This window comes from Curtobacterium sp. MCPF17_002 (genome assembly GCF_003234115.2).
Taxonomy (GTDB): domain Bacteria; phylum Actinomycetota; class Actinomycetes; order Actinomycetales; family Microbacteriaceae; genus Curtobacterium.
In genome coordinates, this window is the sequence record NZ_CP126251.1 from 1,290,810 (window position 1) to 1,315,827 (window position 25,018).

Genomic DNA, 25,018 nt, shown 5'->3' on the forward strand with positions numbered 1-25,018 from the left:
AGCCGGGTCCCCTCGGTGGTGCCGGCTCGGGTGGCGGCCTCGACGGGGAACTCGGTTCCACCCGCGACCCGATGCCGGCCGGCCTGGCCGACGGCGCCTACGTCGCCAAGACCGTCATCGCCGTCGACGGCCCCGCCGGCAGCGGCAAGTCCAGCGTCTCCCGTGCGGCGGCGCGCGCGCTCGGGTTCGGGTACCAGGACACCGGTGCCGCCTACCGTGCCCTCGCCTGGCACGTCCTGCAGCAGCGGGTCGACCTCGACGACGCGTCGGCGGTGCTCGCGAGCTGGGACACGTTCGACTACGCCATCGGCACCGACCCCGACGCCTACTTCGTCCGGGTGGGGGAGACCGACGTGACCGACGCCATCCGGACCCCCGAGGTGACCGGTGCCGTGGCCCACATCGCCAAGCTCCCCGACGTGCGGAAGCGCCTCGTCCAGCTCTTCCGCACGGTGATGCGGAAGGCCGACGCCCCGGGCATCATCACCGAGGGACGGGACATCACGACCGTCGTCGCTCCCGACGCCGAAGTCCGGATCCTGCTGACGGCCGACGAGTCCGTTAGAATGGCACGGCGTGCGGCCGAGGTCACGACCCAGTCCGCCGCCGAGACCTCTGCCGCACTCGCTCGTCGCGACGCGGCGGACGCGAAGGTCGTCGACTTCATGAACGCCGCCGACGGCGTCACGACGCTCGACTCCACCGACCTCGACTTCGACCAGACCGTGCAGGCGGTCGTCGACCTGGCCCGCGCGGCCACGCACTGACAGCAAGGCCTGGTCCACCACGGCCTCGCACTGACAGCAAGGCCTGGCCCCGCGGCCACGCACTGACAACACGCGGCCGAAGGGTCGCCGGCAAGGAACCCACATGGCGCAGCTCGACAACGACCACGACGACTTCCCCCAGTACGACGACGCGCTCGGTGAGCGCCTCGCCGGACTCGACGAGGCCGAGGCCGAGCAGCGGGCGACCGCGCTCCGCGCCGGGCTCGAGGACTACGAGCTCGACGAGGAAGACGTCGCCCTGCTCGAAGCCGGTCAGCTCGGCGAAGACGGCATCACCTACCTGCCGGCGTACCCGGTACTCGCGATCGTCGGTCGCCCGAACGTCGGCAAGTCGGCGCTCGTCAACCGGATCCTCGGTCGGCGCGAGGCCGTCGTGCAGGACGTCCCCGGCGTCACGCGCGACCGCGTCTCGTACAAGGCCGACTGGAACGACAAGCGGTTCACCCTCGTCGACACCGGCGGCTGGGAGCCGGACGCGCAGGGCATCAACGCCTCCGTGGCCGCACAGGCCGAGGTCGCGATCGACCTCGCCGACGCCGTGCTCTTCGTCGTCGACGTCACGGTCGGCATCACCGCCACGGACGAGCACGTCGTGAAGATGCTCCGCGGCACCGACCGTCCGGTCATCGTCGTCGCGAACAAGTCCGACGACGACCGCCGCGACCTCGACGCGTACGAGCTGTGGAACCTCGGCCTCGGCGAACCGCACCCGGTGTCGGCGCTGCACGGCCGTGGCGTCGCGGACCTCCTCGACCTCATCATCAAGACGCTGCCGGACACCTCCGCCGTCGCCAAGCAAGAAGTCGGCGGACCCCGCCGTGTGGCGATCCTCGGCCGTCCGAACGTCGGCAAGAGCTCGCTGCTCAACAAGGCCGCGGGCGAAGAGCGCGTCGTCGTGAACGACCTCGCCGGCACCACCCGCGACCCGGTGGACGAGCAGATCGAGCTGGGCGGCAAGGTCTGGCGCTTCGTCGACACCGCCGGCATCCGGAAGCGCGTGCACCTGCAGCAGGGTGCGGACTTCTACGCCTCGCTCCGCACCACGGCCGCGCTCGAGAAGGCCGAGGTCGCCGTCGTCGTCCTCGACGTCACCGAGCCGATCTCCGTGCAGGACCTCCGCATCATCGACCTCGTCCTCGAGTCCGGTCGTGCGCTCGTCCTGGCCTACAACAAGTGGGACCTGCTCGACGACGAGCGCCGCCGCTACCTCGAGCGCGAGATCGAGCAGGACCTCGCGCACGTCGCGTGGGCCCCGCGCGTGAACATGTCCGCTCGGACCGGTCGTCACCTCGAGAAGCTCGTGCCGGCGCTCGAGACCGCGCTCGAGTCGTGGGACACCCGCATCCCGACCGGCAAGGTCAACGCCTTCATCGCCGAACTCGTGCAGGAGCACCCGCACCCGGTCCGCGGCGGCAAGCAGCCCCGCATCCTGTTCGGCACGCAGGCGTCGAGCCAGCCGCCGACGTTCGTGCTCTTCACGACCGGCTTCCTCGACCCGCAGTACCGACGGTTCATCACCCGTCGACTCCGCGAGGTCTGGGGCTTCTCGGGCACGCCGATCAACGTCAACATGCGCGTGCGGGAGCGCCGCAAGCGCTGAGGTCGATCGGGGGACGGGCATGACGGGGGCGAGACGACGATGGCTGTTCGCGGCCGTCGCCGTGCTCGCCCTCGCCGTTACCTGGAACACGATCCGGGTCGACCGCCAGAGCGACGACGCGCGGCCCGTCGCGACCGGCAGTCCGCTCGCACAGGAGGGCGTCAGCGGTGGGGACCCGGTGGTGCCGTCGAACGCACTCGGTGCGCCCCTGCCCGAACCGGAGGTCCACGAGCGCGGTGAGGGCTCTCCGATCGCGCCGTGGTGGGAGCGGGTGCCGCCGGTCGAGGGCAACCTCATCTGGATCGACCGCTACGCGGCCGGTCACGTGCGGATGGAGAACGACCCGGACCTCGGGCTCTTCATCACCTTCGACCACTTCACGGCGTGGTCGACGAACCGGAACCTGCGGTCGGTCCGGGTCGTCCTCTCCGACGGCATCGTCGTCGGGGAACGTCGTGGGTACTGGTCGAAGCGCAGCGACGTGGTCGACGTCGGGAGCATCCCGATCGACACGTCCGAGCAGTCGCTCACGATCGACTGGCCGGAGCGTCTGCCCGCCGATGTCCGCTCGTTGCTGCTGGTCGACCCGGACAACGGCGAGGTCCTCGGCGGCGCGCAGCTGATCCCCGTCGACTGACGCGCCCGCGGGCGGTGCGCCGGGCCTTGGTGCGATCCGCGCCTGGGTGCGCTCGGCGCCTGGGTGCGCTCGGGGCTTGGGTGCGCTCGGGGCTTGGGGGCGTCGCACCCCCGCGCGGACGTCGCGCCCCGGTGTGGCGGGGCGCGACGTTCGTGGGAGGGTGCGATCCGCGCGCGGTCTGGCTCTGGACGCCGGATACGGCACGATGGGACCGTGACGCAGCAGAACGACGGGCTCGGTGCCCTGGCGGACCGACTCTGGTGCCGCCTGCGCCTCGACCGGCTGGCCGGCGGTCGGCAGTCCGGCTACGTGATCCGCGAGGACATGCTCGAGCACCCCGACACCGTGCGGTCGTTCCGCTGGATCCGGTGGCTGCTCGTTGCGGAGACGATCGTCGGCCTCGCGGCGATCGTGGTCGCGGTGCTGCTGACCCGCGCGGGGGAGACGATCCCGTGGGCGGTGTGGTTCCGGGCGACGGTCGTGCTGCTCATCACCCTGACGCTCTACGTCTTCGCGTGGCGTGCGCAGCTCGGGTACTACTGGGCGTACCAGCGACTGCGGCTCTTCAGCCGGATCTTCCCGATCGTGACGCTCGTCGTGGCGGCGATCCCGGGCCTCTACCCGTTCTGGATGGTGATCGAGCAGATCGTGTTCTCGCTGCTGATGGTCGGCATCGGGGACGTGCTCACCACGGACCACATGCGGGCGACGTTCCCGAGGCCGGTGCGGCGGTAGCGGCTGGCGCGGCTCGGGGTGGCGCAGGCGTGCCCAGTGCTGCTGACCCGGATCGACATCGTCGTCGTTGCACGACAGCGGCCATGTCGCACCGGGCTGTGCGGCACCGGGCCACGCGAGAGCATCGTGGTGGACATGACCGACACGACCCTCCCCGGCGGCACGTACCGCCTCGCCGACGACCTCGAGCTCACCCGCGTCGGGTACGGCGCCATGCAGCTGGCTGGCCGCGGCGTGATGGGGCCGCCCGCCGACCGCGACGAGGCCATCCGCGTCCTCCGCACCGTCGTCGAGCTCGGGATCACCCACATCGACACGTCGGACTACTACGGTCCCCACGTCACGAACGAGATCATCCGCGAGGCCCTCTACCCCTACCCGGACGGCCTCCACATCGTCACGAAGGTCGGCGCCCGGCGTGACGCCGACGGCGGATGGCCGCACGCCCGCGAGCCGCACGAGCTCGTCGAGCAGGTGCACGACAACCTGCGGAACCTCGGCCTCGAGCAGCTCGACGTCGTGAACCTCCGCATGGGTGGGTTCGACGCGCCGCAGCCGGGCAGCATCGCGCCCCAGGTCGAGGCGCTCGCGGAACTCCAGCAGCAGGGGCTCATCAAGCACCTCGGCCTGTCCACGGTGGACGCGGAACAGCTCGCCGAAGCGCAGACCATCGCGCCCGTCGTGTGCGTGCAGAACCTGTACAACCTGGCTCGGCGCGAGGACGAGGCCATGCTCGAGCTCACGGCCAGCCAGGGCATCGCCTACGTGCCGTACTTCCCGCTCGGTGGCTTCTCACCGATCCAGTCCGGCGCGCTCGACACCGTCGCGGCGCGGCTCGGTGTGTCCCGGCTGACGGTCGCCCTGGCGTGGCTGCTCCAGCGGTCGCCGAACGTGCTCCTCATCCCGGGGACGTCGTCGGTGGCGCACCTCCGGGACAACGTCGCCGCGGCGGGCTTCACCCTGCCGGCGGACGCACTCGAGGAACTCGACGCGATCGGCACCGCCGCGTAGGGAGTCGGTCAGGCGACGGTCGCCAGGGCGAACGGCAGCACCGCCGAGGCCCCGGCACGCCGGAGCTCCCGTCCGGCGACGGTCATCGTCCACCGGCTGTCGACGAGGTCGTCCACCAGCAGCACGGGCCCCTCGTGCGACTGCAGGGTGGCCGCCAGCTCGAGGCCGACATGGAAGGTGTCCCACACGCCGGAGAGCCGGTAGGCGCTGTTCGTCGCGCCGTCACCGCGCGGCGTGCCGCCGGTCCGACCGAGGGTGCCGAGGAACTGCAGCCGTCCGATCGTCGACAGCGCCTGGGCGAGCGAGGCGACGAGTTCGGGGCGGGACCGTGAGGACATCGCCACGACCCCGGTCGGCCGGACGTCCCACGGCCAGTCCTTGAGTGCGCGGACACAGCCGTCGACGAGCTCGCGCGTGATCGGGCCGTCCGGCGTCGCGGCGGCGAACAGCGTCCGGAGGGGGCCGCCCCACCCCAGGTCGGTGAGGCGGGCGACGGCACGGCCGGGCTGCACGAGGTCGTCGGGACCGATCTTGCCGCGGACGGCCACGCCGAGCGCGGACATGCCCGACGGCCACTGCGCGCGGGGAGCGATCTCGACCCCGACCTTGTCGAGCGCGGCAGCGGCGCCGGACGCGTCGGTGTCGGACACCGCGGTCGGGAACCAGGCGCCCGCGCAGTTGTCGCACCGGCCGCAGGGCTCCGCCGACGGGTCGTCGAGGTCCTGCTGCAGGAGCTGCATCCGGCACTGCGTGGTGGACTCGTAGTCGAGCATCGAACGGGCCTCGGCGGCGCGGGCCGCGGCGACCCGCTCGTACCGGGGCGCGTCGTACTCCCACGGCTGCCCGGTGGCGACCCAGCCACCGGTGACCCGGCGGACGGCACCGTCGACGTCGAGCACCTTGAGGAGCAGTTCGAGGGTCGACCGCTTGATGTCGACGAGTCCCTCGAGCGCGACGGTGGACATCGCCGTGTCGGTGGACAGCGCCTGCAGCACGGCCGTCGCGCGCTCCTGGGTGGGCATCGAGGCGCTGGCGAAGTACTGCCAGATCTCGCGGTCCTCACGCCCGGGCAGCAGGAGCACGTCGGCGTTGTCGGTCGCACGGCCTGCACGACCGATCTGCTGGTAGTAGGCGACCGGGGACGACGGAGCGCCGACGTGCACGACGAACCCGAGGTCGGGCTTGTCGAACCCCATGCCGAGCGCGCTCGTGGCGACGAGCGCCTTCAGCTCGTTGCCCTTGAGCTGCTGCTCGAGCTGTTCGCGCTCGTCGTTGTCGGTCCGGCCCGTGTAGGCGCGGACGGCGTGCCCGTTCTCGCGCAGGAGTCGTGCGATGTCCTCGGCCGCGGAGACGGTGAGCGTGTAGATGATCCCGCTGCCGGGCAGGTCGCCGAGGTGGGCGAGCAGCCACCCGAGCCGCTGCCGGGCGTCGGGGAGCGTCAGCACCCCGAGGCGGAGCGATGCCCGCGCCAGCGACCCGCGGATCGTGAACACCGGGTCGGCCGGGCCGGCGGTGAGCTGTTCGGCGACGTCCTCGACCACGCGCTCGTTCGCCGTCGCGGTGGTGGCGAGGACGGGCACGCCGTGCGGGAGCGACCGGATGAGCTCGGCGAGGCGGCGGTAGTCGGGGCGGAAGTCGTGGCCCCAGTCGGAGATGCAGTGCGCTTCGTCGACGACGAGCATCCCCATCCGGGCGATGAGCTTCGGCATCTGCTCGTCGCGGAACTTCGGGTTGTTGAGCCGTTCGGGGGAGACCAGGAGCACGTCCACCTCGTCACGGGCGAGCGCGGCCTGCGTGTCGGCCCACTCGTGCGCGTTCGCGGAGTTGATCGACACGGCGCGGACGCCGGCCCGGGCGGCAGCGGCGACCTGGTCGCGCATGAGCGCCAGGAGCGGCGACACGAGCACTGTCGGTCCGCCACCGCGTCGGCGCAGCAGCAGGGTCGCCAGGAAGTACACGGCGGACTTGCCCCATCCGGTGCGCTGCACGACGAGGGCGCGCTGCCGGTGCTCGACGAGGGCCGAGATGGCCTCGAGCTGCCCCGGGTGGAACACCGCGTCGGGCCGGCCCGTGAGCGCAGCGAGCGCCTGCTGTGCCTCGGCGGCGATCTCGGCGGACGGCGAGACGGCGGGAGGAGGTGACACGGGTCGGGACATGCCCCCATGCTGTCAGGACCGACCGACGAAACGCGCCACGAGCCTCCAGGCTGTGGACAAGCCGGACAAGCCGGACAAGCCGGACAAGCCGGACAAGCCGGACGAACGCGACCACCCGCCCCGGGCGACCCGCTACTGGTACGTGATCAGCGCCGGCGTCGGCGACACGTCCGCCATGGTCTGCTGCGGCGTCAGCATCGGCTGGTCCTCGTCGAAGAAGTTCTTCCAGCCCCAGTGCACCCCGGCCGGCGCATCGGCGTGCAGTGCCTTCCACGTCGCCTGCTTGTCGGGCTGTGACCCCTGCCCGTCCGCGTGGATGAGGAGATCGAGCTCAGGATGCGGATCGAGCGACGCACGGTCCTGGATCATCGACAGCCGGAACTGGTGCAGCACGAGGGCCTTCGGCGGCAGGCCCTTCGACTCCACCAGCGACGCCAACCACGAGGAGACCTCGTTCACTTCTGACGCCTGCACGCTCCCGATCTGCTCGAGCGGCACCTGGTCCGCCGTCAACCGCCACTCCGGGTCGAGCGCGAGCCACACGCCGGGCTTCGACAGGAGCTTCTCGTACCGCTTCGCCTGCGACAGGAAGTCCGAGCGGCCGGGCTGCAGGTCGAGGATCACGGGCATGCCGGCGTCGTGCGCGGCGTCGACGTACGGCTCGAGCGTCGACACCGGCAACTCGGTCGAGTAGTCCCCGTCCGCTCCGGCGTCACCGGCCGCCACGGTCGCGATGACCTCCATCGCGGGCGTGACCGGTGTCGCCCGGAGGCCGTCGTACTCCGCGGCCACGGACCGCGCCCGCCGCACGGTCGCCTGCGGGTCCTGCTCGCCGAGCACGCCGAGCGCCGGTGCACCCGGTGCCCCGTACAGCGCGACGTACCGGTGCCCGTCGAACGGCCGCTGCCCGCCGTGCGGCAGCTGCCATCCGCCCTCGGCCGCGCGGACCGTCCACGCAGGATCACGGAGCGCCGCGAACGCCGACCCGACCAGGACCGTCGGGTGGTCCCGCTCCTCGTGCAGGGCGCGCACCACCCCGGACGACGCCGCCGGGTCCGTCACGCCCTCCGGCATGGTCACCACACGCGCACCGGCGGCCCGCGCGGTCGCCACGACGGCAGCATCCGCGGTCGCGTCCGCCACGACCACCGTGGCCGGCCTGGAGGCGCGACCCGCCTCCGGTGCGTCGCCACCGTCCGGCGCGTCCCGCTCGGTGACGTCGGTGTCGATCCGGACGTCACCCTCGGTCTGGTACCAGTCCGCTCCGAGCCGGTGCAGCTCACGAGCGACACCGGTGCTGCTCGTGCCCGTGCTGCTCGTGCCGGTGCCGGTGCCGGTCGTGCCGGTCGTGCCCGTCAGCAGCAGCGGGACGTGGGCCGCGGCGGCGGCGCTCGCCGCGGTCCGGATCGCGGAGGCGTCGCCCGCCGGAGCGACGACCGCTCCGGGAGCGGTTGCGAAGAGCGCACGGCTCGCCCGGAGGGACCGCTCGGCCGGGCCCCGCTCATCGGCGACGGTCACGGTGTCGGCGGACGCCCCCGCGAGCGTGGCGCGGGCGTCCGCCGAGTGCCCGGACGTGCACCCGACGGCTCCGAACAGCAGCCCGGTGGCCGCGAGTGCGAGGAGGACACGGGAGGTGGGACCGGAACGCATCGGGCCACCCTACGAGCCCTCCGGGGAGGTCCCTGGGAATCCGACGGGTGTCGTCTCGTAGAAGGGAGGCATGCCCGACGACGACCGCCCGCTCATCGGATCGGTGCAGCCGCCCGAGCTGCACTGCATGACGCTCAACGTCCGGCGCCGTGTCCCGCGGCCGTCGGGCCACCCCGATGCGTGGGAGCGCCGACGGGACGCCGTGGTCGCGCTCGTCACCTCCGAAGCACCCACCGTCCTCGCCGTCCAGGAGGCGCTGCCCACCCAGGCGGACGACCTCACCGCCGCCCTCGGGTCGCGCTGGGACCCCGTGCTCGTCGGTCGCGATGCCGACGGCGGCGGCGAGCAGGTCGGGCTGTTCCTGGACCGTCAGCGCCTCGAGGTCCTGGAACGCCGGTCGTGGGCGCTGTCCCGCACCCCGCACCGTGCGGGGTCGCGGTCGTGGGGCACCGCGTTCCCCCGGCACGTCGTCGGGGCCGTCCTCCGCGACCGCGCCACCGGCGTCCGGTTCACGGCGCTCGCGACACACCTCGACGTCCTCTCCCCGTGGGCCCGACTGCGGTCCGCGGAGCTCCTCGGACGCATCGTCCGGGAACGCGGCCTGCCCGCCGTCGTGCTCGCGGACTGGAACAGTCCCGCCGGCTCCGCACCCTGGCGAGCACTCGCGGAGGCGGGCGTCGTCGACAGCTCCAGCCGCGCCTCCAGGCAGATCGGCGACCACGTCGGGACGTACCCGCACTACGCGACGCCGCGCGTCGGCGGCCGGCGCATCGACGGGGTCCTCGTCACCGCGGACGGGGCCGTCGACCGGGTCGCGGTGAACGTCCGACGGCCCGGGGGCGTGTGGCCCTCCGACCACGCCGCCGTCCAAGCCGTGGTCGAGTGGACGTCTCGGGAGCGGGCGTCGTGATCGCCACGCTCGGGCCGACGTTCCTGCGGCCGACGTTCCTCGTCGCCGACGTGGTGCGAGCCCTGACGCTCGTGAGCCTCGTCGTCGCGACGATCGGGTGGGGCGGGACCGCGTTCCCCGTGATGGCGCTGTCGCTCCTCGGGGTCGTCGTGCCGCGGATGCTCGGGCTGCGGCCCGCGTTCGACGTGCTCGTGTGCGTGCTCGTGCTCGTCGCCGGGTGGTCGAGCGTGCTCGAGTGGTACACGTCGCTGTTCCTCTGGGACAAGCTGATCCACGTCGTGCTGACCGGGCTGCTCGCGGCGGTGCTGTACGTCATCGGAGCCGACCTCCGCGCCGTGCCGGCGCCGTCCGAGGAGCGCCGGGTCGTCGTCGCGCTGCTCGCAGTCTGCGCGGGGCTCGCGGTCGGGGCGGCGTGGGAGATGGGGGAGTGGCTCGGGCACAACTTCGTCGACTCGGCGATCTACGTCGGGTACGACGACACCATCGGGGACCTGGCGGCGGACGGTGTCGGCGGGCTGCTCGCCGGGTTCGGGCTGCCGTGGTTGGCGGCGCGACGGACGGTGGTGCGGCCGACGTGATCCGGGTGTCACGGAGGGGGCAGGGCGTCCGCTATGCTGGACCGGTCGCTCGCGCTCCGGTCGGACGCGGGCGAGGATCCTCCGGGATCCTGAGTCCTCCGGGACTCGCGGGCTGTGGCGCAGCTTGGTAGCGCACTTGACTGGGGGTCAAGGGGTCGCAGGTTCAAATCCTGTCAGCCCGACCGAACCGAAGGGGTGCTGGACACCCACGACGGAAGCCCTCCGAGGATCTCGAGGGGCTTCTTCCTTTGGGCCGTGGGGCCGTTCGCTTGGGGTTCCCCGGATGCACTCGATCGACGCAACACCGCTCTGATACATCGCGGTTCCCGCAGCTGCGCTCCGATGCGGTTCGGCGATGATGAGCCACGAGGAGTAGTGCTCCACGACTGAACCGCCGAGTTCACGAACTGCAGCGGCGGCTTCGTTGACCTCGGCGGGGGACCAGTCGCTGAACGTACTGAACAGCAGACGTACCTGGTCGTCGTCGAGTTGCACATCCCAGCGGAAGCCGCTCATGTCCTCGACCCTGAACAAGCCGGAGCGGGTGAGGCTCCGCGCCGTCGCAGGTGCGTCCTCGGCATCACCGGGCCGCGGAGGTGTTGGCCGACGGCGCACGATCTCCGCCACACGCTCTCGGAACGGCGTCGTCGGGGCAGCGGGGTCGCCGAACACATTCCGCCAGACCAAGAGTCGGCCGTCTTCTCTGAGGGCTCGGTGCACCTTCGGGAGGACGATGCTCAGGTCCATCCAATGCACGGCGGTGGCGACGACGGCCAGATCGAACGAGTCAGCCTCGAGCGGGACGTCCTCCGCGGTCGCGACCACGACCCTCGCCTGCGGGGAGGACTGCTGCAGCAGGGCGGCCAGGTTGGGACCGGGTTCGACGGCGACGACGTCCAGCCCGGCGGTGAGCAACGGGCCGGTTGCTTGGCCGGTGCCAGCGCCGAGGTCAACCGCACGGCGACCAGGTTCGAGCAGTCCCGTCTCCTGCACTCGCTTCCACAGGGCCGGTGGATATGGCGGACGCGCTCGCGCATAGTCTGCAGCGCGCCCATCGAAATGTGCAGCCCCGCTCATGCGGCAGACCCTACGCCTGGTGCCGCTCACCGTGACTGTTGCGAATTCGCCTCCACGCAACGTTCCACGACGCAGCGCCTCCTCTCGTCGCAGGATGAGACGAGCGGCACGAAGCCCGCGTTTCGATGGCCGATCCTCGTACGCACACTCGGTGCTGGGGGTGCTTACGTAAGTGGTCGTCGTCGGATCCAGACGTTGACCCACACGTGAGTGAGTCCGGTCGCAGCAAGGCAGATCATCGCCCACCCGAGGATGCTGTGCCTTGTCGCCACCAAGGAGATTCCGAAGGTGAAGGCGAGCGCGACCAGGAGTGCGCCGAGTGCGAGCATGAGCAGGCTGATCACGGGGCTGGCGTTCTGGGTGAGTTGTGCGTCACGGACCCAGGTCGGGTTCCGCACACGCCACACGAGGAGTGCGGCGGTGCCGACCAAGATCGCGACGCTCGCCGCGAGAAGACCTGCTTCAGCCACGACGCGATGGTAACTCGACCTGGAACCATGCCCGAAGCGGGCTTCCGAGCCACCGGGCTGCGTACCCGTCAGGGCGGTCCTTCGTGCGCGGTCTCCGGGCCGTCAGCGTCTGAGGAGCTCGACGACCAGTGTCACTGCAGCGATCACGCCTCCGAGCACGAATGCGCAGAGCGTACCCAGCGGCTGAGCAGGGCTGTCGGACGCCACCCGAGACCCGGTGGCGGGGGGCTGGTGACTTGCATCATCCAACCGGCAGGCCGAGCCGGTCACGCTCCAGACCGGCTCGGAGCGTGTGAAGGAGTGCGCCGACGGCCTCCACCTGATCGTCGTCGACGCTCCGGGCCACGAGTTCGGCAAGGCGGCGACGGAAGGTCACGTCCGCCGCAGCGACGAGCGCGGCACCCGTGTCAGTCAAGGACACAAGAGTCGATCGTCCGTCTGCGGGATTCGGTCGACGATCGACCCAGCCGCGCGCGGCGAGTCGATCCACCCCCTTGCTGATCGCCCCGACTCCGGCAGCGAAGTTCGTGGCGACGTCTGCGATCCGCGACTCCGGGTGATCCTGGAAGTAGAGGAGGAACTCGTACTGCGTCGCCACGATGCCGTGCTCGCGACGCAGGGTGTCACTCACTGCGTTGTAGAGACGCGTCTCGACGCGAACCAGGTCGTCGAAGAGCTGCACGAGATCATCGCTTGCCGTTTTGGTTGCCACGGCATACAGTCTACCGTTGCATGCCGCGGCAACCAAACCGCCCGGCGGGAGGAGCACCATGAGCCGAGAACAACGACAGGCACTCAACGACACGCTTCGGGCAGCGCCGCAGGCCGGCGGGCCGGTGCCCGTCGAACAAATGCGGCAGGGGTTCGCGCGCTTCATGAGCCAGTTCCCGGTCCCCGAGGGCGTCACGCGAACGCCGATCGAACTCGGCGGACGAGACGCTGTCCGCGTCGAACCGAGCGCTGACGCCCGTCCCGGCATCATCCTGTACTTCCACGGTGGATCGTTCTCGCTCGGTTCCCCCGAGACCGCGATGGCGTTGACCGCGCACCTCGTGGAACGCACAGGCGTGCCTGCGGTCTCGGTCGACTACCGGCTTGCTCCGGAGCACCCGTTCCCGGCGGCCATCAACGACTGCCTGTCCGCGTACCGCGACCTGCTCGATCACGACGTCGTCCCGGCGAGCATCGTGTTCGCGGGCGATTCCGCAGGAGGGGGCCTCGCGGTGACAACGACCCTCGCCGCCCGGGATGCCGGGCTCCCCGTCCCTGCGGGGATCGTCGCGTTCTCACCCGGACTGGACCACACGCGTACCGGTGCGTCGATGACGTCGAAGGAGGGCATCGACCCGCTCTTCACCCGCGCCGGGATGGAGCGCACCGGCGCCCTGTACCTCGACGGTCAAGACCCGGAGCAGCCGCTGCTCGCTCCAGCGGTGCACGCCGACCTCAGGGGGTTCCCGCCGATGCTCCTGCAAGTCGGGACGAACGAGCTCCTCCTCGACGACGCCGTCCGACTCGCCGACCTGGCACGCGCCGCCGAAACGGACGTCATCCTCGACGTCGTCGCCGGCGTGCCCCACGTGTTCCCCGCGTTCGTCGGACTGATCGACGAAGCCGACGAGGCAATCGACCGGGCAACCCTGTTCATCGAACAGCGCCTTCGGATCAGGTCAGGAGGCCACGTCCTATAACCGATCGACAAGCGGACGCGGCTGCGCCGCTCAGACGGTGTGCGGTGTCGCCGTGGTCGAATGCCAGCGGAAGCGATTCAGGATCGTGGACAGGACCGGGACACGCGACAGCAGAACGAAGGCCGCGTAGCCGACGGCCCCGCCGAAGGTGTTCCACATGAAGTCGTTCACGTCCGCGACGTGACCGCCAGAGAACAGCCTCTGAGCGGCGAGTTGCAGGAGTTCGATCGTCAGGCTCACCGCGGCGGCGGTGACCAGCACCTTCCAGCGGGATGGACGCCGCATCAGAAGCGGGATCAGGACGCCCAGCGGCACGAACACCAGCACATTGGCGAGGGCATCTGCGACCTCATAGTCGTGGAACGGGATGAGTGCCAGCGCCGGTGACCATGGCTCCTCGCTCTGAGCCGGGCTGAGGAAGATCGGGAACACCGTGTTCGCGACGATCCCCGCGGCGTACACGGCGATCCCTGCAGCGACGGCAGCGCGGGACCAGCTGAAGCGCCCTCCCCAAAGGAGGAGAACCAGCTGGACGACGAAGGCGACGACACCGACAGCAAGGGCGACGGGCAGGGCAGGAACCTCGCCGGGCGGGTTGAAAGACATCCGTTGGAGCCTAGCGACGACGAGGATTTCCCCAGGACCGGGATCAGCGCGAGATGCCTCGACAGCCGATGTTCCACCGGACAGCGCTCGGACCTACAGTCCCTTGCGCCTGTTCGTCTCCAAGTAGCCGAGTACGACGTCATCTTCCGCCGGTAGCTCCCGTTCAACGAGAAGCAGCAAGCGACGTGCTTGACGTTCGTGGGAGCGGGCAGCGGCCTCCGTCGGCCAGCCCGCTTCGATGGAGTAGTTCTCGGTGAAGTCACGGGCCCAGGCCAGGATCTCACTCGCAAGTCGGGGTGAGAAGGACGGTGTGCCCTCGGGGCACAGCCCCTCTTCATCCCACAGCGGCCAATCGACGCTGTACTCGTTCATCAACCGGTAGTGCACATCGGAAGGATCGCACAGACGTTGGAAACCCGTTCGGTAGCCGATCCTTCATCACGCGCGGGGTCCGCTGCGAAGAGAACCCCCAGGGTTGCCAATCTCACTTCGGCGGTGCGGTCCCGGTGTGTCGACGAGTCAGCCGAGCGTCGTGGTCAGAGACAACGTCGGCGTTCCCGTGTCCGATCGACCAGCAAGCGAGCCTGCCGCAGTTCGTGGTGCTCGCAGAGGTGACCGCTGCAGCTGCCCGACCAGGGTCTGGAGGGAGCAATATCAACGCATGAGCAATGGTGGCTTCATCCATGGGTGGAAGGTCGTCAGAGCCCGCCGTTCAGAGTTCCGCGACCCGGGGCAGGTGCGGCGGCGAACCGTGGTGTGCGGGCTCGTCGCCGTTGGAGTCGGCGTGTTTCTTGTCATCGCGGATCGCTTCTGGGGTCTGTTCGACGGCTCGCTGTTGCAGCAGGCTGTCGCTGTAGTGCTCTTCTCCGCTGCGGTGGGGTGTTTCGGCGCGGCTTTCCTGCGGGTGACCGGGCGTTCCGTATCTGCGTCGCCCGGGCGGCAGCTCGGTGACTGGCGGAGGAGCGAACGTATCGACCGCCAATTCGCCGCGCGGCCGCCGGCGATGCTGGCGGAGGATCGCGACGAGGTGATCGCTCGCGCAGAGCGCTCGGTTGGACTGTCGGTAGTCGCAGCCACACGGTTCGTCTGGATTCCGGTCGGCTGGGTCCTCGCGTGGGTAGCCCTTCTGGTGTCCGGATTTGCGACGGCGGATCAGCTGACGCTGTTGGTGATCCCGCCGGTGTTCGCCCTGCTGCAATCCGCGGCATTCGTCGCGGCCGTGACCGCGGCCGGCCGTGCGGATGCTGCGCGGAGTCGCGCGCTGAGGCTTCCTGCAACCGCACTGCTGGAATCGCCACCGCAGCACAACCGTGACCCTCGCGGCTCGAAACTGGAACTCCCGAACGACTGATCCAATGCACTGTCCGCCCGCAGGCAGTCGCAGATCCCAGGTGCGCGTCCGTTGCGACCGCAAGCCCTCCTCGCGACCTGAGAGCAAATGGACCTCCGGAGCGCCGTGTCTGGTCGGCGATCGTCTACCGGGCGGCCTTCGTCCGGACGAGCAAGGAGAGGCCGAATACGAGCACTCCCAAGCCGAGCGGGACGAGTATGACCAAGAACGGCGCAGCCGCTCCTTCGGCGGCGAGCATCATCGCGAGCCAGAAGAACGCGATGATGCCTGTTCCCGTGCTGATCGTCCCGAACGTGATTTCGGCGCCCCATCGCGAAGTGTCCGATGACAACGGGACCACGAGCAGACTGCACACGAGTGCTCGACGATGCCCGGCACGATGCACGACCACAAGGCAGCGTCCGCCGAGGCCCACTGATCCGGGCCTGCTCCCGTCCAGTGCACGGGCACACGAGCGGGAGGATCCGTCCACGCCAGGCGGAGCGCGACCACGGACGCAGGAGCGACCCAGGCCATCAGCGCAGCCACGATGAGCGCAGCGCTCACGGGCGCCCGCGGCTCGACGACGCGAGTACTCGACACCCCTGCACGGTATCGCTGCCGAACGCGCCCGGTGACGGATGCCGTCGGCGGGCGCGGACTGACTCGACCTGCGATCGGCGCCGGGACGGCCCGGGTCAGGGGGTGGTGAGGGGCGGCAGGGCGCGGTCAGTCTCAGCGACTTGGGTGAGCTTCGCCGTCAACGGCCGGAATGCTCGTGACGTCATGACCTTGTCGACGACTCTCCGGAGCGCGAGGCCGGCGCGGGTCTGGGGGTACGCGAACGCCTTGAGGCCGCGAGGCAGATCCTGGACGTCGTCGACGAGCGGTCGCATCCAGGCGTCGTAGGCGGCGAGGGCCGCGTCGTGATCGTCGGTGTTCGCGAGCTCGGCAGTGAGGACGCGCCCGGCAGTGAGGGCGAGGGAGGCGCCGCCTCCTCCCATGGGCGTGACGCACCACGCCGCGTCACCGGCCATCACGACGTGCCCACGGTGCCAGGTCGTCATGCGGACCTGCTGGAGCTGGTCGACGTAGACGTCCGGCGACGTCGCGAGGGCGTCCAGTATCCGGGGAGCCTCCCATCCGACGTCGGCGTACCGCGCCCGGACCAGCGCGAGCGTCTCGTCGCGGGTCGTGCCGAGGACGTCGTCGCCGGGGGAGTAGGCCAGGATCGCCCGGATGGTGCCGTAGGGGTCGGGGCGGAGGTGGATCTGTCGGCCTCGGACGGCGGTGTGCCAACGCCACCGGTCGTCGTCCCGGTCGAGGCGCGGGATGGTGCCGAACACCATCGTCACGTCCAGATCTCGCTCCTCGACCTCGCCGTCGTCGAAGACGAAGGCCCTGGTCCTCGACCGGACGCCTTCTGCGATGACGAGCAGGTCGGCGTGCAGGTGCTGACCGCCCGCGGTCGTGACCGTGACGCCGTCGAGCTCGTCGTCGACGCTGGCGATCGTGTCGCCGTAGACGAACTCGACGCCGTCCGGGAGGTCGTCGAAGAGCGTGCGCGCGAGGTCGCCCCGGAGGATCTCGAGCTCGGCCGTCGCTCCACCGGACCCGTCGGAGGGCAGTTCGGCAGTGACGGCGCCTCGTGCGTCGACCAGGACGGTGCCGGTCTCCGTGGTGTTGCGCGCTGCCACGGCGTCGAACAGCCCCATCTCACGGAGGACGTCGCGTGCCACTCCTCGAACGTCGACGTTCTGGCCGCCGTCGCGGAAGGCCGGGGCCCGCTCGATCACGGTGACGTCCCACCCCGTCCGGTGCAGCCACCACGCCGTGGACAAGCCTGCGATGCTGGCTCCTGAGATGACGGCAGTGCGGTTCTTCATGGTTCTCCTCGGTCCGGTTGAGCTTTATATTGAAGCTACTGCACATTGAAGGAGAATGATGACCGACGTGTTCGAGACCTCCTGGCGGGCTCCCGAGATCGAGGTGATGGAGGCGCTGCGCGGCTGGGCCGTGGCCTTCGCCGAGCTGAACCAGCACATGGCGTCGTGGATGGATCTGCCGACCACGGACGCGCAGGCGCTCGGGCAGGTGCTCTGGGCCGCGTCCGACGGCGATCCGCTGTCGCCGGCGCGGCTCGGTCAGCGCATCGGGATGACGTCGGGTTCGGTGACCGTCCTCGTCAACCGGCTCGAGGCGGCTGGCCTGCTCGAGCGCAGCCGCGAGCACACGGACCGACGACGCGTCACGCTCCGTCCGACGGCGGCCGCGCAGGAGCGGGCTCGTGCGTTCACGGAGACCTCCGTCACGGAGATGGCTGCTGCCCTCCATGAGACCGCGCCCTCGGACCTCGCTTCGTCCACCGTCTTTCTCCGGCGGATGGTCGAGGCCGCGACAGCCGCCGCAGACCGGCTCCGGGCAGGACGCCCTCCCGCTGCTGACGGATGATCCCGCCTCGCGCGGCGTGAGGGGGGAAGATCCGTACGTGACTGACTGATCAGTCAGGTATAGAGTGGCGTCATGCCCCGACAGAGAAGCGATGAGAAGCGCACTGCGCTCCTCGAGTCCGCCGCACGTGTCATCAGCAGGCAGGGCTTGGCGTCTGCGGCCACGTCGGCGATCGCGAAGGACGCAGGAGTGTCGACCGGGTCGCTCTTCGTCTACTTCGAGTCGAAGACCGTGCTCCTGAACGCGCTGTACGTCGCGCTCAGGTCCGAGATGGGTGCAGCCGCGGCCGCCACGCTGCCGACGCAAGAACCGGTCCGTGCCCAGATCCACCTGATGTGGACGCAGTGGTTGGCGTGGGCGGTCGCGCACCCGGACAAGCGTCGCGCGCTCGCGCAGTTGGAGGTCGCAGAGGAGATCTCACCGGAGAGTCACCTCTGGGTGGATCCGACACAACGCGTGATGGCGGACCTGGTCGAACAGGCTCGGGCTGACGGCCCCCTCGCGGCGACACCGCTGTCGTTCGTGATGGCACTGACGAGCGCGATCGCCGACACCACCATGGACGCCCTCATCCGTGACCCCGCAGGCGGCGAGGAACGTGCAGACGCAGCGTTCGACGCCGTCTGGCGCGTCCTCGCGGGCTGACCCCACAGAACCTCGACCCAGGAAAAGGAACCACCGTGCCGAACAACACCAGCAAGCCGACGAAGGCGTGGGTCATCACCGGCCCCACGTCGGGCATCGGCAGAGAAGCGGCCCTGCAATTGGCCGAGCACGGCACTGTCGTGCTCGTCGGCCGTGATCTCGGCCGTCTCCGCGAGGTGGAGCGGGAGATCACGGCGCTTCCGAACGGCAACGCCGTGTCGGTCGTCGCTGACTTCGCCGACGTCCGCAGTGCCCGCCGCGCCGCTGACGAGATCGGCGCGCTCGGCCTGACGATCGGTGGTGTCGCCAACAACGCCGGCGGCATGCAGACCAAGGGCGGCAGCAGCGCACAGGGGTGGGACATCGCCTTCGCGACGAACCACCTCGGCCCCTTCGCCTTCACCGAGGCCCTGCTGCCGTACCTCGCGGACGGCACGCCGGTCCTGTTCACCGTGTCCGGGGTGGAAGACCCCGAACGGAAGCCCGCGACTGCGTCGGGCTTCCGCGGGGGCCGCTACATCTCCGCCGAGGCCAGCGCCCGCGGAGAGTGGAAGGAGGGCGGCTCGAAGAACGTCGGGTTCGACGCCTACGCCACCTCCAAGCAGGGCAACCTCGCGACGGTCTTCACGCTCGCACGCGAAGTGCCGCGGTTGCGGTTCATGGCCCTCGAGCCGGGCTTCAACCCGGGCACCGGGCTCTCCCGTGACGCCAGCCCGGTCATGCAGTTCGTCGCCAAGCGCATCATGCAGCCCTTGGCGCCGATGATCAAGTACTGGAGCACGCCCCGGCGGGCAGGGAAGCTCATCGCGGAGAAGTTGACCACGCCGTCGACTGGGACCGGCGTCTACTCCGACGAGAACGGCAGGCCGATGCAGGCGTCGAAGCAGGTCTCCGACCCCGCCTTCAGCGGCCGCTACATCGCCGAGACCCGCGCGCTGCTCGCGCAGGTCCCGGCGGAAGCAGGGTGAACCAGCCCGCTGGCGTCCGACCATCCGGCACCGATCTCAGACCGCCGGCTTCGGCGCCCAGCCGAGTTCCGGGCCGAGACGCTCCGCGATGTCCGTGATGATCTGGGCGTAGTCGTCGGGCTCGAATGAGAAGGGCAGTGCGAAGGCGACCTCGGTGACCGCCTGGTAGCCGGCGTCGGCGAGCAGCCGGTCCGCGATCTCAGCGGAGGAGCCGACGAGGTCGGCGGCGAAGAGCATGCCCGCTGGGCCCATCGGCACGCCGACGCGACCCGAGCGCGCCTCGGCGTAGGCGCGGTAGCGGGCCTCCTGCTCGCGCGTCGCGGTGTCGGTCGGGATGACCACCAGGCCCTGCGAGACGCGTGCCCTGGTGCGGTCGGGGTGGGCCTCGAGGTAGGCGTCGATCTGCGCCCGTTGGTTCGTGGCGAAGTCGGTGCCGTTCTCGCTGCGCGTGACGCTCGAGGTCAGCAGGTGGAAACCGTTCTCGCCGGCCCACACCGCCGACTTGGTGCTGCCGGTCCCGTACCAGATGCGGTCGACCAGGCCGGCGCTGTGCGGCTGCACGGTCTGCGCGAACTCCTCGATGCCACGCCGCTCGACGGTGTCGGTGACCGGGTCGCCGCGCACGAGGTCGCGGAACCGCAGGAGCCGGTCGTTCCCGAGGTCTTCCTGGTCCGCGGTGTCGGGGTAGAGCGCCTCGCGGTACAGGTCGTAGTGCATCGGGGTGCCGACGGAGAACCCGGGGTTCAGTCGTCCGCCCAGGAGGACGTCGACGGTGCTGAGGTCCTCGGCGAGCCGGAAGGGGTTCTCCGCGCCGATCGGCGTGACGGCTGTGCCGAGGTCGATCCGCGCGGTCCGCTGCGAGGCGGCGGCGATCAGCGCCACCGGAGAGGAGATGCCGTGCTGCAGGTGTCGGTGCCGGAGCCAGGCGCTGTCGAAGCCGAGTGCCTCGGCGCGCTCGATGACCCGGATCGTGTCCTCGTGGCCCCGTGACGGCCGGGCCGGGTCGAACGACCCGATGGTCAGGAAGCCGAGCCGTTCCAGGGGAGTTCCGTCGAGGGGCATGCTCCGATCGTCCCAGACGAGGAGGGCCGGAGGACCCGGACGCACGAGATGGCGGACTGGAGGCGCGGGGCGGGCCCGCACCGTGCCTCCAGTCCGTCAGGTGGTCGCGTCCGGCGCGACCGGGTCCGGCGAAGTGCCGACCAGCGCAATCCGGACTCACAGGCCAACACGCATCTTCGGCACCTAGGGTCATGCCAAGCGCAACAGCGTGAACTCACTCGCATTGGTTGAAGGACCGATCCGTACCGGAAGGCGGTCCTCATGACCACCACTCCGCTCGCACCGGGTTACACCCGCACTCGTCCCGGGACGGGGAGCCGCAACGGCACCTCGACCTACTCCTCGCTCCTGGCGCAGGTGAAGGAGAACGGCCTCCTCCGCCGTCGCACCGGTTTCTACTGGGCACTGTTCGGCTCCCTGGCCGGCACGCTCGCCCTCGCCTGGGTCGCGTTCGCGTTCCTCGGCGACTCCTGGTTCCAGCTCATCGTGGCGGGCGCGCTCGGCGTGCTCTTCACGCAGTTCGCGTTCCTCTCGCACGAGGCCGCGCACCGTCAGGTCTTCGCATCGCAGCGGTGGAACGACCACGCCGGCCGCTACATCGGCACGTTCCTCGTCGGCCTCAGCTACTCGTGGTGGATGAACAAGCACACGCGCCACCACGGCAACCCGAACACCGTCGGCAAGGACCCGGACATCGCGCCGGACGGCATCCGGTTCCTGCCGGAGGACGCCGCCGCCGTGAAGGGCCCGCTCATGACGACGTTCATGCGCTTCCAGGGCTGGCTGTTCTTCCCCCTGCTGACGCTCGAGGGCCTCAACCTGCACCGCTACGCCGTGATGTCGATCGTCACCGGCAACGGCACCAAGGCCGACGTCAAGCACCGCCTGATCGAGGGCGCGCTGCTCGTCGCCCGCTTCGCGATCTACCTCACCATCGTGTTCTGGTTCCTGCCGTTCGGCATGGCGTGCGCCTTCCTCGGCGTGCAGCTCGCCGTCTTCGGCGTGATGATGGGTGCCTCGTTCGCCCCGAACCACAAGGGCATGCCGACGATCGCGCACGACGCGAAGGTCGACTTCTTCTCCCGCCAGGTCCGCACCTCCCGCAACATCCGCGGTGGATGGTGGGTGTCGTTCCTCATGGGCGGCCTGAACTACCAGGTCGAGCACCACCTCTTCCCGTCGATGCCGCGTCCGGCGCTCAAGCAGGCCCGCCTGCTCGTCCGCGACCACTGCGACACGCTCGACGTGCCCTACACGGAGACCACGCTGCTGCGCTCGTACGGCATCGTCGTCCGCTACCTCAACCGGGTCGGCCTCGCCGCTCGTGACCCGTTCGCCTGCCCGATGGTCGCGCAGCTGCGCATCCACTGACGCCGTGCTGACGACCATGCCCACCGGCACCGTGAAGTGGTTCGACCACAACAAGGGCTTCGGGTTCATCACGCCCGACGACGGGTCAGAAGACCTGTTCGCCCACTTCTCCAGCATCGTGGTGACGACGGGCTACCGCTCACTCGAGGAGCGCGACCGCGTCCGGTTCGACGTCGGCCCCGGCAAGAAGGGGCCCGAGGCGGCCAACATCTCGATCATCCGCTGAGACAGAGCAGCAACCGCACCACAGCCGGGGTCCCCGCTGAGCCAGAAGGCGCAGCGAGGGCCCCGGCTGCGGTATGTCGCAGCGTTCAGCGGCTTCCCGCACACGGCCCCGAGTGGGGTCCCGGGCGTCGTGGGGCCCGGGTTACGTTCGGACGAACCACCCGTCCGAACTGCAGCATGGTGAGGGGACCACGTGCTCATCTCGACCGATACCCAGCCTTCCACGGCGTCGACGACGTCCGCTCTTCCCCGGTCCGACTCCGAGGGCAGCACCCCTGAGACCTCGCTCCTGCACGCGCTGGCCGAGGTCGCTGACCGGGTGCCCGACGCCCTGGCCGTCACCGACGAGCGCACCGCGATGAACCACCGCGAACTGCACCGGGTCACGAAGGCCCTCGGCATCGTCCTCGACGGTCGGCTCACGCCGGACGACCACTCCGGTCGCGGCGTCGGGGTCACTCCCGGCGGGGACTCCGTGCCGGTCGGCGTCATGGTGGCGCACGGGACGGACTCGGTCGTCGCGATCCTCGGACTCGTCCACGCCGGCCGCATCGTGGTCGCGCTCGACCCGTTCCTGCCGGAGGCCCGACTCCACCACGTGATGTCCCTCGCCGGCATCGTCGACGTGGTCGCGGACGCCGAGCACGCCGAGCGAGCCGCCGCGTTGGTCACCGACCCGAGCACCGTCGTCCCGCTGGCCGAGGTGCTCGCCGAGGCCCGCGAGCTCGCCGGTGGCGACGCGGCGATCCCGACGGTCCCGGCCGCCGAGTCGCGCGGCGGCCGCGATGCGCTCGACATCATCTTCACGTCCGGTTCGACCGGGGCACCGAAGGGCGTCGTGGTGACGCACCGTCAGGTCGTGGCCGACACGATCGCCCAGCGGTCGTCGTTCCGCCTCGTGCCGGAGGACCGCATCGCGTCGGTGCTCCCGCACGGGTTCGCAGCGGGCATGATGCTCGTGTTCGCCACGCTGCTCGCCGGCGCCTCCGTGCACGTCGCGGACCCGCGCCGAACCGGCATCGACCGGCTCGCGACGTGGATCGAGCGCTCGGCACTCACGACGCTCCACACGACGCCGCACCTGGTGCGCTCGCTCGTCGGTGCCCTCGAACCGACCGACGTCCGGCTGCGCGGCCTGCGCCTCGTCGCCACCGTCGGCGAGGCCATCACCGGCACCGACGTGGCCGCCCTCCGCCCGCTGCTCGGGTCGACGGCGTCGTTCTTCAACTGGACCGGTTCCAGTGAGACCTGCGTCTACGCGGTCAACGAGATCGCCGCGGGGGACCCGATCCCCGAGCGGAGCATCCCGTCCGGTCGCATCGTCGTCGGCAAGCGCATCGAGGTGCGTCGCCCCGACGGTTCCCTGGCCGACGTCGGCGAGGCCGGCGAGGTCGTCTGCGTCTCGGACGCCATGACGAGCGGCTACTGGGGTGCGCCCGAGCAGACCGCGACCCGTGCCGGCACCGCCCCGGACGGCACCCCGACGTGGGCGATCGGCGACCTCGGACGCTTCGACGAGGCCGGTCGGCTGACCCTCCTCGGCCGCGCCGACGACGCCGTGAAGGTCCGCGGGTACCTCGTCGAGCCGAGCGAGGTCGAGGCAGCGCTCCGCACCGTCGACGCCGTGCACGAAGCCGTCGTCATCGCCGTGAAGGCGCCGCCCGCCCCGACCCGGCTCGTCGCGTACGTCGTCACGAGCAAGGGCCGTCGCTCGCCGTCGCCCGCGGCGATCCGCAAGGCCCTCCGCGACCTGCTGCCCGACTACATGGTGCCGACGAACATCGTGCCGATGCCCGCCCTGCCCCGGAACGAGCGCGGCAAGGTCGACCGTGCGGCGCTCCCCGAGGCACCGGCGCTCGGCACGACGATCGGCGAGGACGGTCAGGCGCTCGCCGAGGACACCTACGACCAGTGGGAGCTCGCCGTCGGCCAGATCTGGGCCGACGTGCTCGGGCTGCCCACGGTCGGGCCCCTCCGGCTGCCGGCCGTCGGGCTCGACAACGACTTCTCCGCGCTCGGCGGCGACTCGCTCTCCGCGGAGGAACTGCTCGCCGCCGTCAGCGACCGCCTCGGCGTCGACCTGCCGTCGTCGGAGCTCCTCGAGCACCCCACCCTCCGGCTGTTCGCCGCCCGGATCCGTCAGGGTTCGGCAGCGAGCCCGAGCCACCCGGACATCGTGACGCTCGCGCAGCGGTCCGAGGGGACGGGCGAGGCGATCTTCTGCGTCGCCGGTGCCGGTGCCCTCGCGCTCACGTACGTCCCGCTCACCCGTCGGCTCGGCGACCGCCCGGTGTACGCGTTCCAGCAGCACGGCATCGAGCGGCGCTCCGTCCCGGACTGGAGCATCCCCGCGATGGCCCGCCGGTACATCGAGCTCATGCGCATCGCCCAGCCGAGCGGTCCCTACACGCTCGTCGGGCACTCGTTCGGTGGCCTCGTCGCCGTCGAGATGGCCGCGCTGCTCACCGCTGCCGGGCACGAGGTCCGCCGTGTCGTCCTCCTCGACACGTACCTGCCCGAGCACGCTGCCGAGCAGGCGGACTCCGTCGAGTTCGGCGAGCTCGACCTCGGTTCCTCCGGCCGGTCCGCACGCGGCGGTGTCGGCCGTGCGGTCCTCGAGCGGACGAGTGCCTTCCGGAGCCGGGTCGTCGGCCCGTTCGGGCAGGTCGGCCGGCACGCGCGTGCGTACGGTGCCGGGATGTTCCGTTGGGACGGGCAGCGCCAGTTCCGGGCGTTCTTCGACCACGCCCTCGTCGTCTCACGCGGGTACCGCCCGCCGACGTTCGACGGCCCGGTGACCATCGTCGTCGCCGACGGCAACGAGATGGGCGTCGAGCGGTGGAAGCCGTTCCTGCCGGGCACGGTCGACGAGGTGCGCCTGCACTGCGAGCACAACTCGGTGCTGCGCGAGCCGCACGTCGAGGAGCTGGCAGCAGCGCTCGCCGAGCGCTTCACCGCGGACGCCGCGACCGTCACCGCCTGATCACCACGGCGGCCGCCGGCCCGGCGCGACCAGCCGACGGCCTGGAGGCGCGGTACCAGCCGGTACCGCGCCTC

Annotated in this window: 24 protein-coding genes and 1 tRNA gene; 16 read left to right on the plus strand and 9 right to left on the minus strand. The window is 70.6% G+C overall.

Annotated elements, in window-relative coordinates; all coding sequences use genetic code 11:
* The first annotated feature begins 71 nt into the window (after positions 1–71).
* The 5 genes from cmk (at position 72) to DEJ28_RS06195 (ending at position 4,771) form a co-directional block, all read left to right on the plus strand.
* On the plus strand, positions 72–767 hold the full coding sequence (gene cmk / locus DEJ28_RS06175) for a (d)CMP kinase (RefSeq protein ID WP_111115693.1): 696 nt from the start codon (positions 72–74) through the stop codon (positions 765–767).
* A gap of 103 nt (positions 768–870) precedes the next feature.
* Positions 871–2,388, plus strand: a complete 1,518-nt coding sequence (der, locus tag DEJ28_RS06180) for a ribosome biogenesis GTPase Der (RefSeq protein WP_111115627.1) — start codon at positions 871–873, stop codon at positions 2,386–2,388.
* Between the two features lie 19 nt (positions 2,389–2,407).
* Entirely contained in the window at positions 2,408–3,025 is a 618-nt protein-coding gene (locus DEJ28_RS06185; RefSeq protein WP_111115626.1) for a hypothetical protein, read from the plus strand.
* 213 nt (positions 3,026–3,238) lie between these two features.
* Positions 3,239–3,760 (plus strand): hypothetical protein, encoded by a 522-nt coding sequence (locus DEJ28_RS06190; protein ID WP_111115625.1) that lies wholly within the window; start codon positions 3,239–3,241, stop codon positions 3,758–3,760.
* Between the two features lie 135 nt (positions 3,761–3,895).
* Entirely contained in the window at positions 3,896–4,771 is an 876-nt protein-coding gene (locus tag DEJ28_RS06195; RefSeq protein ID WP_111115624.1) for an oxidoreductase, read from the plus strand.
* 8 nt (positions 4,772–4,779) lie between these two features.
* On the opposite strand, the gene DEJ28_RS06200 is transcribed toward DEJ28_RS06195, so the two are convergent.
* Positions 4,780–6,927, minus strand: coding sequence for a RecQ family ATP-dependent DNA helicase (locus DEJ28_RS06200; protein ID WP_181433711.1), 2,148 nt, complete (start codon positions 6,925–6,927; stop codon positions 4,780–4,782).
* Positions 6,928–7,059: 132 nt separating this feature from the next.
* The gene (locus DEJ28_RS06205) at positions 7,060–8,577 is read right to left on the minus strand and encodes a hypothetical protein (protein WP_111115623.1); all 1,518 of its coding nucleotides are present in this window, start codon (positions 8,575–8,577) and stop codon (positions 7,060–7,062) included.
* A gap of 70 nt (positions 8,578–8,647) precedes the next feature.
* On the opposite strand from DEJ28_RS06205, the gene DEJ28_RS06210 reads away from it, so the two are divergent.
* From DEJ28_RS06210 to DEJ28_RS06220, 3 genes are all read left to right on the plus strand, one after another.
* Positions 8,648–9,487 carry an endonuclease/exonuclease/phosphatase family protein gene (locus tag DEJ28_RS06210; protein WP_111115622.1) on the plus strand — a complete coding sequence of 280 codons (840 nt, stop codon included), beginning with the start codon at positions 8,648–8,650 and terminating at the stop codon, positions 9,485–9,487.
* Positions 9,484–10,065 (plus strand): DUF2238 domain-containing protein, encoded by a 582-nt coding sequence (locus DEJ28_RS06215; protein ID WP_181433710.1) that lies wholly within the window; start codon positions 9,484–9,486, stop codon positions 10,063–10,065. The genes DEJ28_RS06210 and DEJ28_RS06215 overlap by 4 nt, the downstream gene beginning before the upstream one ends.
* Positions 10,066–10,173: 108 nt before the next feature.
* Positions 10,174–10,247 (plus strand) — tRNA-Pro (locus DEJ28_RS06220).
* On the opposite strand, the gene DEJ28_RS06225 is transcribed toward DEJ28_RS06220, so the two are convergent.
* From DEJ28_RS06225 to DEJ28_RS06235, 3 genes are all read right to left on the minus strand, one after another.
* Positions 10,213–11,142: a class I SAM-dependent methyltransferase gene (locus DEJ28_RS06225; protein WP_111115620.1), complete on the minus strand. Its 930-nt coding sequence runs from the start codon at positions 11,140–11,142 to the stop codon at positions 10,213–10,215. The two genes, DEJ28_RS06220 and DEJ28_RS06225, sit on opposite strands and share 35 nt — an antisense overlap.
* A gap of 164 nt (positions 11,143–11,306) precedes the next feature.
* Positions 11,307–11,612: a hypothetical protein gene (locus DEJ28_RS06230; protein ID WP_111115619.1), complete on the minus strand. Its 306-nt coding sequence runs from the start codon at positions 11,610–11,612 to the stop codon at positions 11,307–11,309.
* Between the two features lie 241 nt (positions 11,613–11,853).
* Positions 11,854–12,384, minus strand: coding sequence for a MarR family winged helix-turn-helix transcriptional regulator (locus tag DEJ28_RS06235; protein ID WP_258368058.1), 531 nt, complete (start codon positions 12,382–12,384; stop codon positions 11,854–11,856).
* Here DEJ28_RS06235 and DEJ28_RS06240 point away from each other — a divergent pair.
* Entirely contained in the window at positions 12,383–13,303 is a 921-nt protein-coding gene (locus DEJ28_RS06240) for an alpha/beta hydrolase (protein ID WP_111115617.1), read from the plus strand. The two genes, DEJ28_RS06235 and DEJ28_RS06240, sit on opposite strands and share 2 nt — an antisense overlap.
* 30 nt (positions 13,304–13,333) lie before the next feature.
* On the opposite strand, the gene DEJ28_RS06245 is transcribed toward DEJ28_RS06240, so the two are convergent.
* Together DEJ28_RS06245 and DEJ28_RS06250 are read right to left on the minus strand one after the other, a co-directional pair.
* A complete protein-coding gene (locus DEJ28_RS06245; protein WP_111115616.1) occupies positions 13,334–13,909 on the minus strand; it encodes a VanZ family protein in 576 nt (191 codons plus the stop codon).
* A gap of 93 nt (positions 13,910–14,002) precedes the next feature.
* On the minus strand, positions 14,003–14,281 hold the full coding sequence (locus DEJ28_RS06250; protein WP_146248853.1) for an immunity protein CdiI family protein: 279 nt from the start codon (positions 14,279–14,281) through the stop codon (positions 14,003–14,005).
* Positions 14,282–14,570: 289 nt separating this feature from the next.
* Between DEJ28_RS06250 and DEJ28_RS06255 the strand changes: the two genes are divergently transcribed.
* Positions 14,571–15,260, plus strand: a complete 690-nt coding sequence (locus DEJ28_RS06255; protein WP_146248852.1) for a hypothetical protein — start codon at positions 14,571–14,573, stop codon at positions 15,258–15,260.
* 677 nt (positions 15,261–15,937) lie between these two features.
* Here the strand turns inward: DEJ28_RS06255 and DEJ28_RS06260 are convergent.
* Positions 15,938–17,125 (minus strand): FAD-dependent monooxygenase, encoded by a 1,188-nt coding sequence (locus DEJ28_RS06260; protein WP_111115612.1) that lies wholly within the window; start codon positions 17,123–17,125, stop codon positions 15,938–15,940.
* Between the two features lie 58 nt (positions 17,126–17,183).
* Between DEJ28_RS06260 and DEJ28_RS06265 the strand changes: the two genes are divergently transcribed.
* From DEJ28_RS06265 to DEJ28_RS06275, 3 genes are all read left to right on the plus strand, one after another.
* A complete protein-coding gene (locus DEJ28_RS06265; protein WP_111115611.1) occupies positions 17,184–17,690 on the plus strand; it encodes a MarR family winged helix-turn-helix transcriptional regulator in 507 nt (168 codons plus the stop codon).
* Between the two features lie 72 nt (positions 17,691–17,762).
* Entirely contained in the window at positions 17,763–18,335 is a 573-nt protein-coding gene (locus DEJ28_RS06270; protein WP_111115610.1) for a TetR/AcrR family transcriptional regulator, read from the plus strand.
* A 35-nt stretch (positions 18,336–18,370) separates the two neighbouring features.
* Complete coding sequence (locus DEJ28_RS06275) at positions 18,371–19,303, plus strand: SDR family NAD(P)-dependent oxidoreductase (RefSeq protein ID WP_111115609.1); 933 nt, start codon at positions 18,371–18,373, stop codon at positions 19,301–19,303.
* A 36-nt stretch (positions 19,304–19,339) separates the two neighbouring features.
* Here DEJ28_RS06275 and DEJ28_RS06280 read toward each other — a convergent pair whose 3' ends face one another.
* Complete coding sequence (locus DEJ28_RS06280; protein ID WP_111115608.1) at positions 19,340–20,365, minus strand: LLM class flavin-dependent oxidoreductase; 1,026 nt, start codon at positions 20,363–20,365, stop codon at positions 19,340–19,342.
* A 261-nt stretch (positions 20,366–20,626) separates the two neighbouring features.
* On the opposite strand from DEJ28_RS06280, the gene DEJ28_RS06285 reads away from it, so the two are divergent.
* The 3 genes from DEJ28_RS06285 to DEJ28_RS06295 all read left to right on the plus strand — a co-directional run bounded on the left by DEJ28_RS06285 (position 20,627) and on the right by DEJ28_RS06295 (position 24,944).
* Positions 20,627–21,736 (plus strand): fatty acid desaturase family protein, encoded by a 1,110-nt coding sequence (locus tag DEJ28_RS06285; protein WP_111115607.1) that lies wholly within the window; start codon positions 20,627–20,629, stop codon positions 21,734–21,736.
* A 16-nt stretch (positions 21,737–21,752) separates the two neighbouring features.
* Positions 21,753–21,962 carry a cold-shock protein gene (locus DEJ28_RS06290; protein ID WP_111115691.1) on the plus strand — a complete coding sequence of 70 codons (210 nt, stop codon included), beginning with the start codon at positions 21,753–21,755 and terminating at the stop codon, positions 21,960–21,962.
* A 192-nt stretch (positions 21,963–22,154) separates the two neighbouring features.
* A complete protein-coding gene (locus tag DEJ28_RS06295; RefSeq protein WP_111115606.1) occupies positions 22,155–24,944 on the plus strand; it encodes an AMP-binding protein in 2,790 nt (929 codons plus the stop codon).
* Positions 24,945–25,018: the final 74 nt, after the last annotated feature.

Bases quoted from the DNA above. Each gene is read 5' to 3' on its own strand.
- DEJ28_RS06265 (WP_111115611.1), top strand. From the start codon at position 17,184: ATGACCGACGTGTTCGAGACCTCCTGGCGGGCTCCCGAGATCGAGGTG.
- DEJ28_RS06285 (WP_111115607.1), top strand. From the start codon at position 20,627: ATGACCACCACTCCGCTCGCACCGGGTTACACCCGCACTCGTCCCGGG.
- DEJ28_RS06280 (WP_111115608.1), bottom strand. From the start codon at position 20,365: ATGCCCCTCGACGGAACTCCCCTGGAACGGCTCGGCTTCCTGACCATC.
- DEJ28_RS06185 (WP_111115626.1), top strand. From the start codon at position 2,408: ATGACGGGGGCGAGACGACGATGGCTGTTCGCGGCCGTCGCCGTGCTC.
- DEJ28_RS06290 (WP_111115691.1), top strand. From the start codon at position 21,753: ATGCCCACCGGCACCGTGAAGTGGTTCGACCACAACAAGGGCTTCGGG.
- DEJ28_RS06225 (WP_111115620.1), bottom strand. From the start codon at position 11,142: ATGAGCGGGGCTGCACATTTCGATGGGCGCGCTGCAGACTATGCGCGA.
- DEJ28_RS06270 (WP_111115610.1), top strand. From the start codon at position 17,763: ATGCCCCGACAGAGAAGCGATGAGAAGCGCACTGCGCTCCTCGAGTCC.
- DEJ28_RS06245 (WP_111115616.1), bottom strand. From the start codon at position 13,909: ATGTCTTTCAACCCGCCCGGCGAGGTTCCTGCCCTGCCCGTCGCCCTT.
- DEJ28_RS06235 (WP_258368058.1), bottom strand. From the start codon at position 12,384: ATGGTGCTCCTCCCGCCGGGCGGTTTGGTTGCCGCGGCATGCAACGGT.
- DEJ28_RS06255 (WP_146248852.1), top strand. From the start codon at position 14,571: ATGAGCAATGGTGGCTTCATCCATGGGTGGAAGGTCGTCAGAGCCCGC.
- cmk (WP_111115693.1), top strand. From the start codon at position 72: ATGCCGGCCGGCCTGGCCGACGGCGCCTACGTCGCCAAGACCGTCATC.
- DEJ28_RS06250 (WP_146248853.1), bottom strand. From the start codon at position 14,281: ATGAACGAGTACAGCGTCGATTGGCCGCTGTGGGATGAAGAGGGGCTG.
- DEJ28_RS06195 (WP_111115624.1), top strand. From the start codon at position 3,896: ATGACCGACACGACCCTCCCCGGCGGCACGTACCGCCTCGCCGACGAC.
- DEJ28_RS06260 (WP_111115612.1), bottom strand. From the start codon at position 17,125: ATGAAGAACCGCACTGCCGTCATCTCAGGAGCCAGCATCGCAGGCTTG.
- DEJ28_RS06240 (WP_111115617.1), top strand. From the start codon at position 12,383: ATGAGCCGAGAACAACGACAGGCACTCAACGACACGCTTCGGGCAGCG.
- DEJ28_RS06205 (WP_111115623.1), bottom strand. From the start codon at position 8,577: ATGCGTTCCGGTCCCACCTCCCGTGTCCTCCTCGCACTCGCGGCCACC.
- DEJ28_RS06210 (WP_111115622.1), top strand. From the start codon at position 8,648: ATGCCCGACGACGACCGCCCGCTCATCGGATCGGTGCAGCCGCCCGAG.
- DEJ28_RS06200 (WP_181433711.1), bottom strand. From the start codon at position 6,927: ATGTCCCGACCCGTGTCACCTCCTCCCGCCGTCTCGCCGTCCGCCGAG.
- der (WP_111115627.1), top strand. From the start codon at position 871: ATGGCGCAGCTCGACAACGACCACGACGACTTCCCCCAGTACGACGAC.